General features: G+C 71.5%; 15 protein-coding genes and 1 pseudogene. 5 read left to right on the top strand and 11 right to left on the bottom strand.

Annotated features, from left to right (window positions below; translation table 11 throughout):
* Window positions 1-62: 62 nt before the first annotated feature.
* Window positions 63-500, top strand: coding sequence for a MarR family winged helix-turn-helix transcriptional regulator (locus ACIF83_RS29140; RefSeq protein ID WP_399731296.1), 438 nt, complete (start codon window positions 63-65; stop codon window positions 498-500).
* A gap of 64 nt (window positions 501-564) precedes the next feature.
* Window positions 565-1,356 (top strand): EI24 domain-containing protein, encoded by a 792-nt coding sequence (locus ACIF83_RS29145; RefSeq protein ID WP_393465566.1) that lies wholly within the window; start codon window positions 565-567, stop codon window positions 1,354-1,356.
* Here the strand turns inward: ACIF83_RS29145 and ACIF83_RS29150 are convergent.
* Both ACIF83_RS29150 and ACIF83_RS29155 read right to left on the bottom strand, forming a co-directional pair.
* Window positions 1,346-2,605, bottom strand: coding sequence for a pyroglutamyl peptidase (locus ACIF83_RS29150; protein ID WP_399731299.1), 1,260 nt, complete (start codon window positions 2,603-2,605; stop codon window positions 1,346-1,348). The genes ACIF83_RS29145 and ACIF83_RS29150 overlap by 11 nt on opposite strands.
* Window positions 2,606-2,817: 212 nt before the next feature.
* Window positions 2,818-3,399, bottom strand: coding sequence for a TetR/AcrR family transcriptional regulator (locus ACIF83_RS29155; protein ID WP_393466970.1), 582 nt, complete (start codon window positions 3,397-3,399; stop codon window positions 2,818-2,820).
* A gap of 64 nt (window positions 3,400-3,463) precedes the next feature.
* On the opposite strand from ACIF83_RS29155, the gene ACIF83_RS29160 reads away from it, so the two are divergent.
* A complete protein-coding gene (locus ACIF83_RS29160) occupies window positions 3,464-5,941 on the top strand; it encodes a glycoside hydrolase family 3 protein (protein WP_399731302.1) in 2,478 nt (825 codons plus the stop codon).
* Window positions 5,942-6,048: 107 nt separating this feature from the next.
* Here the strand turns inward: ACIF83_RS29160 and ACIF83_RS29165 are convergent, their stop codons facing one another.
* Both ACIF83_RS29165 and ACIF83_RS29170 read right to left on the bottom strand, forming a co-directional pair.
* Complete coding sequence (locus ACIF83_RS29165; RefSeq protein ID WP_398137336.1) at window positions 6,049-7,023, bottom strand: aldose epimerase family protein; 975 nt, start codon at window positions 7,021-7,023, stop codon at window positions 6,049-6,051.
* A gap of 15 nt (window positions 7,024-7,038) precedes the next feature.
* Window positions 7,039-7,938, bottom strand: a complete 900-nt coding sequence (locus tag ACIF83_RS29170) for an SGNH/GDSL hydrolase family protein (RefSeq protein WP_393465575.1) — start codon at window positions 7,936-7,938, stop codon at window positions 7,039-7,041.
* A 256-nt stretch (window positions 7,939-8,194) separates the two neighbouring features.
* On the opposite strand from ACIF83_RS29170, the gene ACIF83_RS29175 reads away from it, so the two are divergent.
* Complete coding sequence (locus ACIF83_RS29175) at window positions 8,195-8,689, top strand: DUF3145 domain-containing protein (RefSeq protein WP_145883325.1); 495 nt, start codon at window positions 8,195-8,197, stop codon at window positions 8,687-8,689.
* Between the two features lie 58 nt (window positions 8,690-8,747).
* On the opposite strand, the gene fabF is transcribed toward ACIF83_RS29175, so the two are convergent.
* The 5 genes from fabF to ACIF83_RS29200 form a co-directional block, all read right to left on the bottom strand.
* Window positions 8,748-10,010, bottom strand: a complete 1,263-nt coding sequence (fabF, locus tag ACIF83_RS29180; protein WP_393465578.1) for a beta-ketoacyl-ACP synthase II — start codon at window positions 10,008-10,010, stop codon at window positions 8,748-8,750.
* Between the two features lie 85 nt (window positions 10,011-10,095).
* Window positions 10,096-10,344 carry an acyl carrier protein gene (locus ACIF83_RS29185; RefSeq protein ID WP_046425089.1) on the bottom strand — a complete coding sequence of 83 codons (249 nt, stop codon included), beginning with the start codon at window positions 10,342-10,344 and terminating at the stop codon, window positions 10,096-10,098.
* 79 nt (window positions 10,345-10,423) lie between these two features.
* A complete protein-coding gene (locus tag ACIF83_RS29190; RefSeq protein ID WP_393465581.1) occupies window positions 10,424-11,455 on the bottom strand; it encodes a ketoacyl-ACP synthase III in 1,032 nt (343 codons plus the stop codon).
* Window positions 11,456-11,470: 15 nt separating this feature from the next.
* The gene (locus tag ACIF83_RS29195) at window positions 11,471-12,424 is read right to left on the bottom strand and encodes an ACP S-malonyltransferase (RefSeq protein WP_393465584.1); all 954 of its coding nucleotides are present in this window, start codon (window positions 12,422-12,424) and stop codon (window positions 11,471-11,473) included.
* A gap of 89 nt (window positions 12,425-12,513) precedes the next feature.
* Window positions 12,514-13,719 carry a PucR family transcriptional regulator gene (locus ACIF83_RS29200; RefSeq protein WP_393465587.1) on the bottom strand — a complete coding sequence of 402 codons (1,206 nt, stop codon included), beginning with the start codon at window positions 13,717-13,719 and terminating at the stop codon, window positions 12,514-12,516.
* A gap of 107 nt (window positions 13,720-13,826) precedes the next feature.
* Here ACIF83_RS29200 and ACIF83_RS29205 point away from each other — a divergent pair, with 107 nt between their 5' ends.
* The gene (locus ACIF83_RS29205) at window positions 13,827-14,480 is read left to right on the top strand and encodes a pirin family protein (protein ID WP_393466973.1); all 654 of its coding nucleotides are present in this window, start codon (window positions 13,827-13,829) and stop codon (window positions 14,478-14,480) included.
* A 162-nt stretch (window positions 14,481-14,642) separates the two neighbouring features.
* Here ACIF83_RS29205 and ACIF83_RS29210 read toward each other — a convergent pair whose 3' ends face one another.
* Both ACIF83_RS29210 and ACIF83_RS29215 read right to left on the bottom strand, forming a co-directional pair.
* The gene (locus tag ACIF83_RS29210) at window positions 14,643-15,464 is read right to left on the bottom strand and encodes a serine hydrolase domain-containing protein (RefSeq protein WP_393465589.1); all 822 of its coding nucleotides are present in this window, start codon (window positions 15,462-15,464) and stop codon (window positions 14,643-14,645) included.
* A gap of 18 nt (window positions 15,465-15,482) precedes the next feature.
* A pseudogene (locus ACIF83_RS29215) lies at window positions 15,483-15,886 on the bottom strand (GNAT family N-acetyltransferase).
* Window positions 15,887-15,911: the final 25 nt, after the last annotated feature.

A 15,911-nucleotide genomic window follows, 5' to 3' on the forward strand; every position in this document is an offset into this window, starting at 1 on the left:
ATCTGAAACAACCATGCGCCTGAATATTTCATGATGTCAAGTAACCGGGTATCCTGGACTCCATGTCCACCCCAGAGAAGACCCGCCGCCCCGACGCCGTGACCATGGAGGTCGTCGAGTTGATCGGGGATGTCGTGGCCCGCTTCTACGCGGACTACGAGCTGGCGGCGGGCGAGCACGCACTGACCGGTCCGCAGGCGCGCCTGCTCAGCCTGCTGTCGCTGGAGCCGCTGCCGATGCGCAAGCTGGCCCAGAAGCTGAAATGCGAGCCGTCGAACGTGACCGGGATCGTGGACCGCCTGGAGGTGCGCGGCCTGGTGGCGCGCCGCCCCGACCCCGCCGACCGCCGGGTGAAGCTGGCCGCCCCCACCGACGAGGGCCTCCGGGTCGCCCGCGACCTGCGCGAGGGCCTGCGCTTCGCCCGCGAGCCCCTGGCCGGCCTCACCGACGAGGAGCGAAGCTCCCTCAGGGACCTGCTGCGCCGCATGCTGGACGCGTAGCGCCCGCCCGCAGGCCCGGACAAGGTCATGAACAAGCCAACGGCGTCCCCGATAGGGTTTCCCCATGCGCGATCTCGGGGTGGGTTTCGGTTATCTCCTCAAGGGCCAGCGGTGGGTGGGCCGGCACGGCAAGCAGTACGGCTTCGGCCTGCTGCCCGGCCTGATCACGCTGGTCCTGTACGCGGCGGCGCTGGTCGCGCTCGCCGTGTGGGGCGAGGGCGGTGTCGCCTGGGCGACCCCGTTCGCGGACGACTGGTCGAGCCCCTGGCAGGGTCTGTTCCGCGGCTTCCTCACGGTCGTCCTCTTCGCGCTCGGCCTGCTGCTGGCCGTCCTCACCTTCACGGCCGTCACCCTGCTGATCGGCCAGCCCTTCTACGAGAGCCTGTCGGAGAAGGTCGACGAGGACGTCTCGCCCGACGGCACCGCACCCCGGTCCGGCCTCCCGCTCTGGCGCGAGCTGTGGATCTCGGCCCGTGACAGCCTGCGGATCCTGGTCCGGGCCCTGCTGTGGGGCGTCCTCCTCTTCGGTCTCGGCTTCCTGCCCGTGGTCGGTCAGACGGTCGTCCCGGTGCTCGGCTTCTTCGTCACCGGCTTCTTCCTCACCGAGGAACTGACCGCCGTGGCCCTCCAGCGCCGCGGGGTCGAACTCCGCGCCCGCCTCACCCTGCTCCGCTCCCGCAAGTCCCTGGTCTGGGGCTTCGGCACGCCCCTCGGCCTGGCCTTCCTGGTCCCGTTCGTCGCGGTGTTCCTGATGCCGGGCGCGGTCGCGGGGGCGACCCTCCTCGCCCGCGACCTGCTGGGCGAGGAGAGCGCCGAGGAGGAGGACGCCGAGGACGGCGAGCGGGTCACCTCCTGAACGTGGCCTCGGCCGCCACGGTCACGATCGACCGCACCTGCGCGATGATGTCCAGCCGGTTCCGGACGAACTCCGGGTCGGTCACCGTGCCCGTGGCCGGGTCGGTGTTGTTCGTGCCGAACTGCAGCACGGGTGTGTGCACATGGCCGCCCGGCAGCGTGTCGTGCAGGCCGAGACGGTCCCGGAGCAGGGTCGCGCGGTAGGCGATCTCGTTGGAGAGGTAGTTGCCGCCGCCTCCCGCGCGGGCCGTCGAGCCGGCGGTCGGGCCGTCCGGCCGTACGACGGGATCGGTGCCGCCCGCCGGGACCTCGGTCACCTCCGTGTGGTCGTACACCGGGAACCGGCCCGTGTCCGCGGCCGTGATGGCGGCGTACGGCAGGGTCGTGGTCGTCCACTGGGGCTGTGCGGCCGGATCGGCGACGGGGACGGTCTCGGTGCGGGAGATGTTGTCGTTGTCCGGGAAGCCGCCCCGCCAGGCGCCGTTGCTGCGCTCGATGTCGAAGCGCCCGACCCGGCCCTGGCTCACGGTGGTGAACAGATCGACCTCCGGCAGGTAGGGCCGGAGCGTCCGCTCCACCGTGCCGTCCGCGAAGTCCTGCCAGCGCACGGGGAACACGGCCGTCTCCACCCGGGCCGGACCCTCGGCCGTCTCGATCACCGTGCCGTCCAGCGCCAGCGCACTCGCCCCGGAGGGGTTGGAGATACGGATGTCCCGGTCGAGCGTGAAGGGGTCGAAACCGGTGAGGAGGACGCGCCTGAGGCGCGGCTGCCCGGGATAGCGGATGTCGGTCTGACCGCGCGAGGTGCGCTCCAACTGATCCATCAGGGCGAACCGTTGGGTGTCGGTGAGACTGAACTCCGGCGTCCAGGTGCGCACTTCCCGGGTCATCCCGAGACGCGCCCAGTACAGCGGCCGGTCGTCGTCCCGGCTCAGGTCACCGCCCACCGGCCCCTGCCCCTGTGCCCGCTCCACGGCTCGTCGCCACAGCGCGGACCCCTCGCGTACGACGATGCGGCGGGCCTGCGTGTAGGAGTGCGCGCGCTCCAGAGCGTCGGCGAACTCCGGTGCCACGCCGTCGAATCCGGAACGACGGAGGATCTCCTGCGGCACGGCCTTGTCGAGCCGCTGCTCCTCGACGGTCGGGGAGGAGGCGGCAGCCTGGGTGGCACAGGCCGTCGTGGCGGGAGTCGACAGCCCGGCCAGCAGGGCCATGCCGAGCACGGCGGTCCGTATACGTAACGAGGTCACGGGAGTTGGAGTCCTTCCGTCGCTGCGGGACGCGTGGTGCGAGGGACGGCGGAAGTATCGCGTGGGGGGAGTGGTCCACGCCATGGTGCGGGCCGGTGGGGGCTGGTCGCGCGGTTCCCCGCGCCCCTAAGGGGTTGCAGCCCCGTCGGCCGCATCCGGCCATCCTGCCTCGGCCGGCAGCAGCCCAGGGTGCCCGTGGAAGGAAGGGTCTCTCACTCCACCGGCTCGCCCAGCAGGCGCAGGAAGTCACGGAACGCGCCCGGCATGTCGACCGACTCCGGGTCCAGCAGCCACTGGTACTGGAGGCCGTCCATCACCGCGATGAGCAGGGGGGCGGTGCGCTCGGGAGTGAGGCCGCCCGGCAGCCGGTCGCCGTACTCGGTGCGCAGGACCGCCGTCATGCTCTCGCGGACCTGGGCGTAGCGCTCGGTGAAGTAGGAGCGCGCCGGGTGGCCCTCCGTCACGCTCTCGCCGAGCAGCGCCGAGAACGTCTGGACGATGGCCGGGCGCATCGCGTTGTACTCGACCAGCGAGGCCAGCAGGTCGACCCGCCACCGGGTGTCCGGCACCGCGTCCCACCGGTCCCGCTCCTGGAGCACGGCCACCAGCAGGGCGTCCTTCGTCGGGAAGTAGTGCAGCAGCCCCTGCTGGGTCAGCCCGACCCGCTCGGCCACGGCGGCCAGGCTCGCCCCCCGGTAGCCGCGCTCGGCGATCACTTCCAGGGCCGCCCCCACGATCTCCGCGCGCCGCTCCTCGCTCCTGACCCTCGCGTTCATGACGTCACCGTACGACATCCCCACCCCGTCAATATAACGACAAGATGACAAAACCTACCGCTCTACAGGTGACGGATGCAGGATGAGGAGGGTCCAAGGCACTCAGCGAGGAGGTACCGCCGTGGCGGAGACAGGCAGGGCGCGCGCAGACGAGGCCCGTGAGACGGTCGTGGAGGCCGCGCTGGGACGGCTCGATCTCGACGCCAAGGCACGGCTGCTGGCCGGGCAGGACATGTGGACCCTGCCCGCCCTGCCGGAGATCGGCCTGAAGTCCCTCGTCATGTCCGACGGCCCGATCGGCGTCCGGGGCGTGCGCTGGACCGCCGACGACCCCTCCGTCGCCCTGCCCTCGCCGACCGCGCTCGCCGCCACCTGGGACCCGGCCCTCGCCCGCCGCGCAGGCGTGCTGCTCGCCCAGGAGGCCCGCCGCAAGGGAGTCCACGTCCTGCTCGCGCCGACCGTGAACCTGCACCGCTCCCCGCTCGGCGGCCGCCACTTCGAGGCGTACAGCGAGGACCCGTACCTGACCGGCGAGATCGGCTCCGGCTATGTCACCGGCGTCCAGTCCGGCGGCGTCGGCGCCACCGTCAAGCACTTCGTCGCCAACGACGCCGAGACCGACCGCTTCACCGTGAACAACCTGGTCTCCGAACGCGCGCTGCGCGAGCTGTACCTGGCCCCCTTCGAGGCGATCGTCGCGAACGCCCACCCCTGGGGGATCATGACCGCCTACAACCAGGTCAACGGCACGACGATGACCGAGCACCATTACCTGGTCAACGAAGTCCTGCGCGGCGAGTGGGGCTTCGACGGCTTCAACGTCTCGGACTGGATGGCCGCCCGCGACACCGTCGGCGACATCGAGGGCGGCCTCGACGTCGCCATGCCCGGCCCCGAGACCGTCTACGGCGAGGCCCTCGCCCGGGCCGTCCGGGACGGCCGGGTCGCCGAGGCCACCGTCGACGCGGCCGTACGCCGGGTACTGCGCCTGGCGGCCCGCGTCGGCATCCTGGACGGCGCCGAACCCGTCGTCGCCGAGCCGCCCGCGCCGGTCGACGGCGAGGCCCTGGCCCGCGAGATCGCCCGCCGCTCCTTCGTTCTCGTGCGCAACGAGAACAGCGCACTCCCGTTGACGTCCGGCACGGTCGCCCTGATCGGCGCCGCCGCCCGCGACGCCCGCGTCCTCGGCGGCGGCTCCGCCACCGTCTTCCCCGCCCGGATCGTGTCCCCGCTCGACGGCCTCACCGCCGCCCTCCCCGAGGGCACCCTCACCTACGCCGTCGGCGCCGACCCGTCCACCGAACTCGCCCCCGCAGGCCAGGGCTTCACGCTCCGCGCGGTCTGCCGGGACACCGACGGCAACGTCATCGGCACGGGTACCGCCCCGGGCGGCCAGATCCAGTGGATGGGCGCCGACCTCCCCGAGGGCGTCACACACGACACCCTGCACACCGTCGAGCTGACCGGCACGTTCACCCCGCACGAGTCCGGCCCGCACACCCTCGGCATCAAGGGCATGGGCGCCTTCACCCTCACCGTCGACGGGACGACGTACTACGACGACGTCCAGCGCCCCGAGAGCGAGGGCCCCTTCGAGACCCTCTTCGCGCCCCCGGTGCCCCGTGCCCAGGCCGAACTCGTCGCGGGCGAACCGGTCGACGTCTCCCTGACCTACGTGGTCCGGTTCCCCGAGAACATCCGCATGAAGGTCGTCACCTTCGGCCTCGCCCACTCCGGCCCCCAGCGCGACCCCGACGAGCTGATCGCCGAGGCCGTCGAGGCCGCCCGCGGCGCCGACACGGCCGTCGTCATGGTCGCCACCACAGACCGCGTCGAGTCCGAGGGCTTCGACCGCACCGACCTCCGTCTCCCCGGCCGCCAGGACGACCTGGTCCGCGCCGTCGCCGCCGCCAACCCGAACACCGTCGTGATCGTCAACTCCGGCTCCCCGGTCGAACTGCCCTGGCGCGACGAGGTCGCCGCCGTGCTGCTGACCTGGTTCCCCGGCCAGGAGGGCGGCGCCGCCCTCGCCGACGTGCTGACCGGCGCCCACGAGCCCGGCGGCCGCCTCCCCACCACCTGGGGCTCCCTCGCCGACGCCCCCGTCACCCAGGTCGTCCCCGCCGACGGCGAACTGCCCTACACCGAGGACCTGCTCATCGGCTACCGCGCCTGGGAGGAGGCCGACCGCACCCCGTCGTACCCCTTCGGCCACGGCCTCGGCTACACCGACTGGACCTACGAGGCCCTGGAGACGGACGGCACCACCGCCCGCGTCCGGCTGCGCAACACCGGCGGCCGGCCCGGCCGCGAGGTCGTCCAGATCTACGTCGCCCCGGCCGAGCCCGGCCCCCGGCGCCCGGCACGCTTCCTGGCCGGATTCGCGGGCGCCGAGGCCGGACCCGGCGAGAGCGTCGAGGTGAGGGTCGAACTGCCCCGCCGCGCCTTCGAGGTCTGGGACGACACGGCGAAGGCGTGGGCATGTGTGAAGGGTTCGTACGAGATCACCGCTGCCCGCTCGATCGCCGACCACAAGCTCACCGCGCCGATTAACGTCTGATCCGGGACAGTCCCCACACACCGGGGACAAAGCCCCCACGAACCGCCCCGGTCCGGGACCTGACCCCTGGACCGGGGCAATCGTGCGGTCAGGCAGCGCCGCCGCTGCTAGCCCCGCACGCCGAAGCCGTACACCGTCTCCGAGCGGAAGGCCCGGCCCGGTCGCAGCTCGGTGCTCGGGAAGTCCGGGTGGTTCGGGGAGTCCGGGAAGTGCTGGGTCTCCAGGGCGATGCCGTCGCCGGGGGCGAAGGGGGCCGCGAGGTGATCGGCGGTGTAGAGCTGGAGGCCGGGCTCGGTCGTGGCCACGGTGAGCACCCGGCCCGACGCCGGGTCGTACAGCTCGGCCACGTCCTCGGCCGCCTCGGTCACACCCTTGTCCAGCACGTAGTTGTGGTCGTAGCCGGAGCCCACCTTGCGGGCCGTACGGAAGTCGAAGCGGGAGCCGGAGACGTCCGTCAGTGCTCCGGTGGGGATCAGGTCGGTGTCCACCGGGGTGTAGCGGGAGGCGGCCAGCCGCAGTTCGTGGCCGCCCGCGTGGCCGGAGCCGCTCAGGTTCCAGTACGTGTGGTTGGTGAGGTTGATGACCGTCGGCGCGTCCGTGACGGCCTCGTAGGCGATCCGCAGCGCACCGGACGCGTCCAGTGTGTACGTGGCCGTCACCTCCAGCCGGCCCGGGAACCCCTCCTCGCCGTGCGGGCTCACCCGGCTCAGCCGCAGCCCGTCCTCGACGGGCTCGACCTCCCACACCCGCTTGTCGAACCCCTGTGCGCCACCGTGCAGCGAGTTGGGACCGCTGTTCCGCTCCAGCGCGTACGTGCAGCCGTCCAGGGGGAAGCGGCCGCCCGCGATGCGGTTGGCGTACCGGCCGACCAGAGCGCCGAGAAACGGCTCCGGATGCTCCAGGTAGCCGTCGAGCCCCGGGAACCCCAGCACCACGTCCGCCGAACGCCTGTCCCGGTCCGGGACCTCGACCGACTGCACGATCCCGCCGTACGACAACACCCGCACCCGCACCCCGGCCCGCTCCAGCGTCCAGCGGTGCACCGGGGTGCCGTCGGAAAGTGTGCCGAAAAGTTCGCTCATGTGAGAAACCCTAGGTCACCGCTGCTCCGCGGTCACCGTGCGGTAGGCGATCTCGGCGAGCCGTGCCTGGCCGGTCCGGCTCGGGTGGAACCAGTCCCAGTGGCTGAGCTGTTCCATGTCGAAGCGGTAGTCGAAGACCGCGTTCCGGTCGAAGCGGCAGCGGCGGTCCTTGGCGCACACGTCCTTCAGCACCGCGTTGTAGGCCTCCACCCGTTTCTGCACCTTGTCCCGGCGCAGCGTGGCCTTGCCGGTCAGGTCGTCCGCGTCCCCCAGCATCGACGGGCAGATGCCCAGCTTCCACACCTGCTTGCCGAGCGGGTTCGTCCGGCCCTGCGACCACAGCCGCCTCAGGTTCGGCACGCTCGCCACGTACACCTGCGTCTTCGGCAGCGCCGCGCGCAAGGTGGCCAGCGACTCCTCGAAGTCCGCGCGGAAGGAGGCCACCGAGGTCATCGCCCGGGCCGACGAGCGGCACGCGTCGTTCGCGCCGATCATCACCGTCACCAACTCGGGGGCGCGGGCGGCTGCCTGGCCCATCTGCTCCGGCAGGTCGGCCATCCGGGCACCGGTCACCGCGTAGTTCCAGCTGCGCTCCGCCGCCCCCGTCACCCCCAGCAGCCGCACCGCCAGACTGTCCACCTTGGCGTCGCTGCCCGTCGCCCACGACACCTCGGGGCAGTCGGAGAGCACCGTGCACGCGTCGAACCCGCGGGTGATGGAGTCCCCGACCGCCGCGATCGAGTCCGGGCTGCGGTTCCACACCGGCGTGGGCCGGGGCGAGGGGCGGGACGCGCTCGCCCCGGAATCCTTCGTACCGTCACCGCCACCACCGAAGGCGTCACACCCCGCCGTGCTCAGCACGGCCGCCGCCACGACGGCAAGGGCAGCCCGCGCACGGTGGCTTCGCTTCCGCATCCCTGCTGATCCCCTCGCTCGACGTGCAGTGCTCCCTCCCATAACAACGCGCGAGGGTTCCCGGCCCGGGGACCTTGGAACGGCTCACCCCCGTACAAGCGTCCCCCTGGGTGAATGGCGGGAGTTTCCTGGCACTGGGACCGACGGTACGTCACACTCCTTGCGCCGCCGCAGGGTAGCCTCGCCATCAACGCGGCCGTCGCGCCACTGCCGCCCAGCCAGTCCGCAAGATGTCCCGCTCTGCCCGGAGGTTCCGGTGACGACACGTGGAGTTCTGTACGTGCACTCCGCGCCGCGCGCGCTGTGCCCGCACGTCGAGTGGGCCGTCGCCGGGGTGCTCGGCACGCGCGTCAACCTCGACTGGATCCGGCAGCCCGCGGCCCCCGGCACCTGGCGCTCGGAGTTCTCCTGGCAGGGCGAGGTGGGCACGGCCTCCAAGCTGGCCTCCGCCCTGCGCGGCTGGCACCTGCTGCGCTTCGAGGTCACCGCCGAGCCCTGCCCCACCGCCGAGGGCGAGCGCTACAGCTGCACCCCGGACCTCGGCATCTTCCACGCCGTCACCGGCATCCACGGCGACATCCTCATCCCCGAGGACCGCCTCCGCGCGGCCCTGCTCCGCAGCCAGCGCGGAGAGACCGACCTGGAAGCAGAACTCTCCAAGCTGCTCGGCAAGCCGTGGGACGACGAACTGGAGCCCTTCAGGTACGCGGGAGAGGGAGCACCGGTGCGGTGGTTGCACCAGGTGGTGTGAGTACCGGAACACGAGGAAGGGCCCCCGCCTGTCGGCGGGGGCCCTTCGCTCACGTCTCTCAGATGGTCCGGAACGCCAGGACCACGTTGTGTCCGCCGAAGCCGAACGAGTCGTTCAGCGCGGCGATCCGTCCCTCGGGCAGCTGACGCGCCTCACCGACGACGACGTCCGCGTTGACCTCGGGGTCCAGCTCGCGCACGTTGATCGTCGGCGGAGCCGTACGGTTCACCAGCGCCAGGATCGAGGCGACCGTCTCGATACCACCGGCGCCACCCAGCAGGTGACCCGTCATCGACTTGGTGGCGGAGATCGCCATGTGGTCGACGTCGTCGCCGAACACCTTCCGCAGCGCCTTGATCTCGGCCACGTCACCCTGCGGCGTGGAGGTGGCGTGCGCGTTCACGTGCACGATCTCGGCCGGCTTCAGGTCCGTGCTGTCCAGCAGGTTCTGCAGCGCGTGCGCGATCCCGTTGCCGGACGGCTCGGGCTGCGTGATGTGGTGGGCGTCGGCGGAGATGCCCTGGCCGACCGCCTCCGCGTAGATCCGGGCACCGCGGGCCTTCGCGTGCTCCTCGGACTCCAGGACGATCACACCGGCGCCCTCGCCGAGCACGAAGCCGTCGCGGCCCGAGTCGTACGGACGCGAGGCGCCCTCGGGGTCGTCGTTGTTCTTGGACATCGCCATCATGTTGCCGAACGCGGCGATGGGAAGCGGGTGGATGGCGGCCTCGGTACCACCGGCCACGACCACGTCCGCACGCCCGGTGCGGATCATCTCGATCGCGTACCCGATGGCCTCCGCGCCCGAGGCGCAGGCCGAGACCGGGGTGTGCACACCGGCGCGGGCACCCAGCTCGATTCCGACGTTGGCCGCCGGGGAGTTGGGCATCAGCATCGGCACGGTGTGCGGGGAGACACGGCGTACGCCCTTCTCCTTGAGCACGTCGTACTGGTCCAGGAGCGTCGTCACACCGCCGATTCCGGAGGCGATGACCGCACCCAGCCGGTCGGGGTTCACGGACACGTCCTCACCGGCCTTGGCGGTGAATCCGGCGTCCTTCCAGGCCTCCTGAGCGGCGATCAGCGCGAACTGCGCGGACCGGTCCAGCTTGCGGGCCTGCGGGCGGGGGATGATCTCGCCCGGCTCGACGGCGATCTGCGCGGCGATACGGACCGGCAGTTCGGCCGCCCAGTCCTGCTCGAGGACGCTGACGCCGGACTTGCCGGCGAGCAGGGCCTCCCAGAACGAAGCTGCGTCGCCACCCAGCGGTGTGGTTGCGCCGATACCGGTGACGACCACGGTGCGATTGGTCGGGCTCACGGGAATTCTTTCTCCAACGGATGCGGGATTCATACGGCGCCACCGCCGGGTGGCGGGGCCTTGCAGCTGTGACCTAAGGGGTGGCTCAGGCCTGGTGCTTGAGGATGTAGTCGGTGGCGTCGCCGACGGTCTTGAGGTTCTTGACGTCCTCGTCGGGGATCTTGACGTCGAAGCGCTCCTCGGCGGCGACGACGACCTCGACCATGGACAGCGAGTCGACGTCCAGGTCGTCGGTGAAGGACTTGTCCAGCTGGACGTCCTCAACCGGGATGCCGGCGATCTCGTTCACGATCTCGGCGAGACCTTCGACGATCTCTTCCTGAGTGGCGGCCATGTTGGCGCTCCTTCTTCGATAATCCAGAGGTTTGTGGCAGATGATCCCGTACCGGTTCGCATGATCCGGCACGGAGTGCCTAGGGGAGGGTAACGACCGTGGCGGCGTAGACGAGACCCGCCCCGAATCCGATGACGAGCGCGGTGTCGCCGCTCTTCGCCTCCCCGGTCGCCAGGAGCCGCTCCATCGCGAGCGGAATCGAGGCGGCCGAGGTGTTGCCGGTGGTGCGGATGTCACGGGCGACCGTGACGTGCTCCGGCAGCTTCAACGTCTTCACCATCGAGTCGATGATCCGCACGTTGGCCTGGTGCGGAATGAAGACGTCCAGGTCGTCCGGGGTGATTCCGGCCGCGTCCAGCGCCTGCTGGGCGACCTTCGCCATCTCGAACACGGCCCAGCGGAACACCGCCTGGCCCTCCTGCGTGATCGCAGGGAACTTGACGTTGCCCTCGCTGTCGACGGGCAGTTCGGAGAGGTCTCCGACGTGGAAGCGGTCCCAGGGGACCGTCTGCTTGATGGTCTCGGACTTGTCGCCCTCGGAGCCCCACACGGTCGGGCCGATCGCCGGCTCCTGGGAGGGGCCGACCACGACCGCGCCGGCGCCGTCACCGAACAGGAAGGCCGTGGCCCGGTCCTCCAGGTCGGTCAGGTCGCTCAGCCGCTCCACGCCGATGACGAGCACGTACTCGGCGGAACCTTCCACCACCATGCCCTTGGCGAGGGTGAGGCCGTAGCCGAAGCCCGCGCAGCCCGCCGAGATGTCGAAGGCGGCGGCCTTGTCGGTGCCCAGCTTGTCGGCGATCTCGGTGGCGACGGCCGGGGTCTGGCTGAAGTGCGAGACGGTCGAGACGACCACGGCGCCGATCTGCTCGGCGGCGATGCCCGCGTCGGCGATCGCCTTGCCGGAGGCCTCGATGGCCATCGCGGCGACCGTCTCGTCGGGGCCGGCCCAGTGCCGGGTCTCGATGCCGGAGCGCGAACGGATCCACTCGTCGGACGAGTCGATCTTCTCCAGGATCACCTCGTTGGGCACGACCCGGACCGGCCGGTAGCCGCCGACACCGAGGATGCGCGCGTACGGGGCGCCCTTGCTGGGCTTGATCTTCGCCATGATCGGTACGGCTCCTTAAGCGTCGGCGCCCGCTGCGGCAGCAGCGGAATCAGCTGCTGCTGCGATGAGCTCGCGGGCCGCGTCGAGGTCGTCGGGGGTCTTCAGGGCCAGCGTCTTGACGCCCGGAAGGGCCCGCTTGGCCAGGCCGGTCAGCGTGCCGCCGGGGCACACCTCGATGAGCGCGGTGACACCCAGTGCCTTGAACGTCTCCATGCACAGGTCCCAGCGCACCGGGTTGGCGACCTGGCCGACCAGCCGCTCCAGCACCTCGGCGCCGGTGGCGACGGTCTGGCCGTCCTTGTTGGAGACGTAGGTGACCTTCGGGTCGCCGGGGGACAGCTCCGCGGCGGCCTTGGCCAGCGCGTCCACGGCAGGAGCCATGTGGTGCGTGTGGAAGGCGCCGGCGACCTTCAGCGGGACGATCTTGCGGACGCCCTCGGGCATGTCCTCGTTCAGCACGGCGAGCTGCTCCAGCGTGCCCGCGGCGACGATCTGGCCCGCGCCGTTGACGTTCGCGGGGGTCAGGCCCAGCTTCTCCAGGTGCGCGACGGAGACCTCGGGGTCACCGCCGAGCAGCGCGGACATACCGGTCTCGGTGATCGCGGCGGCGTCGGCCATGGCCAGACCGCGCCTGCGGACGAGGCCGAGCGCGGCGGTGTCGTCCAGGACGCCCGCGAAGGCGGCGGCGGTGATCTCACCGACGCTGTGGCCGGCGACGGCGCCCGGGGCGATCTCGGAGATGTCACCGAGTGCCGCGGCGGACAGGATGCCGGCGGCGACCAGCAGCGGCTGCGCCACCGCGGTGTCGCGGATGGCGTCCGCGTCGGCCTGGGTGCCGTAGTGGACCAGGTCCAGTCCGATGGCGTCCGACCATGCGGCGACACGGTCGGCGGCACCGGGGAGGTCGAGCCAGGGAGTCAGGAAGCCGGGCGTCTGGGCGCCCTGGCCGGGAGCGACGAGTACGAGCACTCTCACACTCTCTCTTGGGGACGGCCACGGCCGCCCGTGAGGACAGGGACGAAGAACACGGGGGGCTTTTGTGGGCCCCCGACAAAAGCCTAGGGTTGGGCGTCTCCTTCGGCCAGACGCCCCAGGATCAGCGCGATCCGCAGTGTGAAGGCGGATCGTACATCCGAAGGCGACCAGCCGGTGACGTCTGTCACACGTCGGAGCCGGTAGCGCACGGTGTTCGGGTGAACGAAGAGCATCCGGGCCGCGCCCTCCAGGCTGCTCGCCTGCTCCAGGTAGACACTCAGCGTTTCCAGGAGCGCCGAACCAGCTTCTTCCAGCGGTCTGTAGATCTCCTCCACCAGCTGCTCGCGGGCGCCCGGATCGCCCGCCATGGCGCGCTCCGGCAGCAGATCGTCCGCCAGCACCGGCCGCGGCGCGTCCTGCCAGGCGGAACATGCCTTCAGCCCCGCGGCGGCGGCCTGCGCGGACCGCGTCGCGGCCAGCAGATCGGGTACGACGGGCCCGGCGACGACCGGTCCGGCCGCGAACGGCCCGATCAGCGACTTGGCGACGGCCAGCGGATTCGCGCTCCCACCTGCGATGACGACGAGCCGGTCGCCGAGCACCCCGGTGAGCACCTGGAGCTTGGCGTGCCGCGACGCCCTCCTGATCGCCTCCACGGTCAGCTCGCTGTCCCCGTCGGGAGCGGTCCCGAGTACGACACACACATGCTCGGGCGAGTTCCAGCCGAGCGCGGCGGCCCGGCTGACGGCCCCCTCGTCGGCCTCCCCGCTCAGCACGGCGTTGACGACGAGCGACTCCAGCCGCGCGTCCCAGGCACCGCGTGCCTCGGCGGCCTGGGCGTACACCTGGGCGGTGGCGAAGGCGATCTCGCGGGCGTACACGAGCAGCGCCTCGCGCAGCACGTTCTCGTCGCCGGGCGCCGCCACCTCGTCGATGGCGCTCTCCATGACCTCGATGGTGGTCCGCACCATCTCCACGGTCTGCCGCAGCGTGATGGCCCGGGTCAGCTCACGGGGCGCCGTCCCGAAGACATCCGTCGAGATCGCCTGCGGAGCATCGGGATGCCGGAACCACTCGGTGAAGGCGGCGATGCCCGCCTGGGCCACGAGCCCGATCCAGGAACGGTTCTCCGGGGGCATGGCCCGGTACCACGGCAGGCTCTCGTCCATGCGAGCGATGGCCTGCGCGGCGAGGCTCCCGGAGGACTTCTCCAGCCGCTTCAGGGTCGCGGAGTGCGGGTGGAGGACGTGTGCTGCGGGTTCGCTGTGACGGGATTCGGGTTCGGGCACGTGGACAAGACTGCCTTATCCGGACCTGAGCGTGCGTCGCCGGGGTCAGCAGGTGAGACGCCCCGCCGGGCCGAGGAGGTGTGCGTGCGGTCTACGGTGGTGCCGTGATGGACGTACGGCGCGCCGCAGAGCGCTACCCCGGAGGGGACCCCGGGACCGGGATCGACACCCGCCACGCCTTCTCCTTCGGCCCGCACTACGACCCCGAGAACCTGCGCTTCGGCGCGGTGATCGCCTGCAACGAGGAGCGGCTCGCCCCCGGCGCCGGCTTCGACGAGCACCCGCACAGCCACACGGAGATCGTCACCTGGGTCGTCGAGGGCGAACTGACCCACCGCGACTCCACGGGCCACGAGACCCGGGTCCGTCCCGGAGACGTCCAGCACCTCAGCGCGGCGGCGGGCGTCCGCCACGTGGAGCGCAACGACGGCTCCACCCCCCTGACCTTCCTCCAGATGTGGCTGGCCCCCCTGGCCCCCGGCGGAGAGCCGTCCTACGCGATCGTCCCGGGCATCGCCGACTCCACCCCGTACGCGGTCCCGGCCGCCGGCGCGATGCTCCACGTCCGCCGCCTGGCCCCGGGGGAGCGGACGGCTGTGCCGGACGCGGCGCATGTGTACGTCCACGTCGTGCGCGGCGAGGTCCGCTTGGCGGGGGAGACGCTGGGCTCCGGGGACTCGGCCCGGATCACGGCCGCGGAAGGTGTGGAAGCGGTCGGGGTCACGTCGGCGGAACTGCTGCTGTGGGAGATGGCGCCGTAAGGGGGTCGTTCGGCTGCGGGTGCCTGGGGGCTGTTGGGCGGGGGTGGGTTTCGCCTGCCCGCGCCGGCGGGGGTGCCGCTGCGCATGCTGGTACGGGCGCTGCAACTCCCCAGGGGCGCGGGGAACTGCGCGACCAGCCCCCACCGGCCCGCAGTCGAAAGGTCAGCCGCGCAGCTCGGAGAGCACCGCGTCCGTGAACACCGGCCACGCCTCGATCGCCCAGGGGCCGAACGCGCGGTCCGTCAGGGCAACGCCGGCCACCCCGGCATCCGGGTCGATCCACAGGAACGTACCGGACTGGCCGAAGTGCCCGAAGGTGCGCGGCGAGGACGAAGACCCCGTCCAGTGCGGCGACTTGGAGTCACGGATCTCGAAGCCCAGTCCCCAGTCGTTGGGGTTCTGGTGCCCGTAGCCAGGGAGGACACCCTTCGTCCCCGGATACTGCACCGTCATCGCCTCGGCAACCGTACGCGGGTCCAACAGCCTGGGTGCCTGCACCTCCGCCGCGAACCGCAGCAGGTCGTCCACCGTCGAAACGCCGTCCTTGGCGGGGGACCCGTCGAGTGAGGTCTGCGTCATCCCCAACGGCTCCAGCACCGCCTGCCGCAGATACTCCGCGAACGGAATGTCCGTCGCCTTGGCGATGTGATCCCCGAGCTGCTCGAACCCGGCGTTGGAGTACAGCCGCCGCTCCCCGGGAGGCGCCATCACCTTGTGCTCGTCGAAGGCCAGCCCGGAGGTGTGCGCGAGCAGATGACGGACGGTCGCCCCGGCCGGCCCGGCCGGCTCGTCCAGCTCGACGGCACCCTCCTCGTACGCGACCAGCGCCGCGTAGGCCGCCAGCGGCTTGGTCACCGAGGCCAGCGGAAACCGGTGCCCGACGGGCCCATGGGTCCCGAGGACGGTCCCGTCGGCCCGTACGGCACCGGCCGCGGCGGTGGGAACCGGCCAGTTCTCGATCAACGCGAGGCTCTTCAGCGACATGCCGTCGAGCCTAAGCGCTCAGAGCTTCAGCTCCATCAAAGGGTCGTGCTTGGGGAGGAAGCCGAGGTCGGCGTAGAGCGGCGCGGCCTCGGCGGACGCGGTGAGGTGGACGCGACCGGCGCCGCGCTCGCGGAACCAGTCCAGCAGCGTGTCCATGCACGCGCGCGTACCCCCGGCGATGGGGGTACCTCCCGCGCGAGCGAATTCGAGCGTGGGGGAGTGCCCGGATCGGTGGCCACACTGAAGACGAACCCGACCGTCCCGAACGGATCGCCCGCCTTCCCGATCCGGTAGTCGACCGTCCCGGCCCCCTCGTGCCAGTCGGTGGAAGGGTCGGCGCCCGCCATCGAATCGATCATCACCTGCCGCAGTCGCAGCACTTCCTCGGCGTCCTCGGGCAGCGCCCTGCGTACGAGAGTCATGTCCCGCACGCCAACGACCGCACCC

Origin of the sequence: Streptomyces sp. NPDC085866, from assembly GCF_044541035.1 — a bacterium.
In the GTDB taxonomy this organism is placed as follows: domain Bacteria; phylum Actinomycetota; class Actinomycetes; order Streptomycetales; family Streptomycetaceae; genus Streptomyces.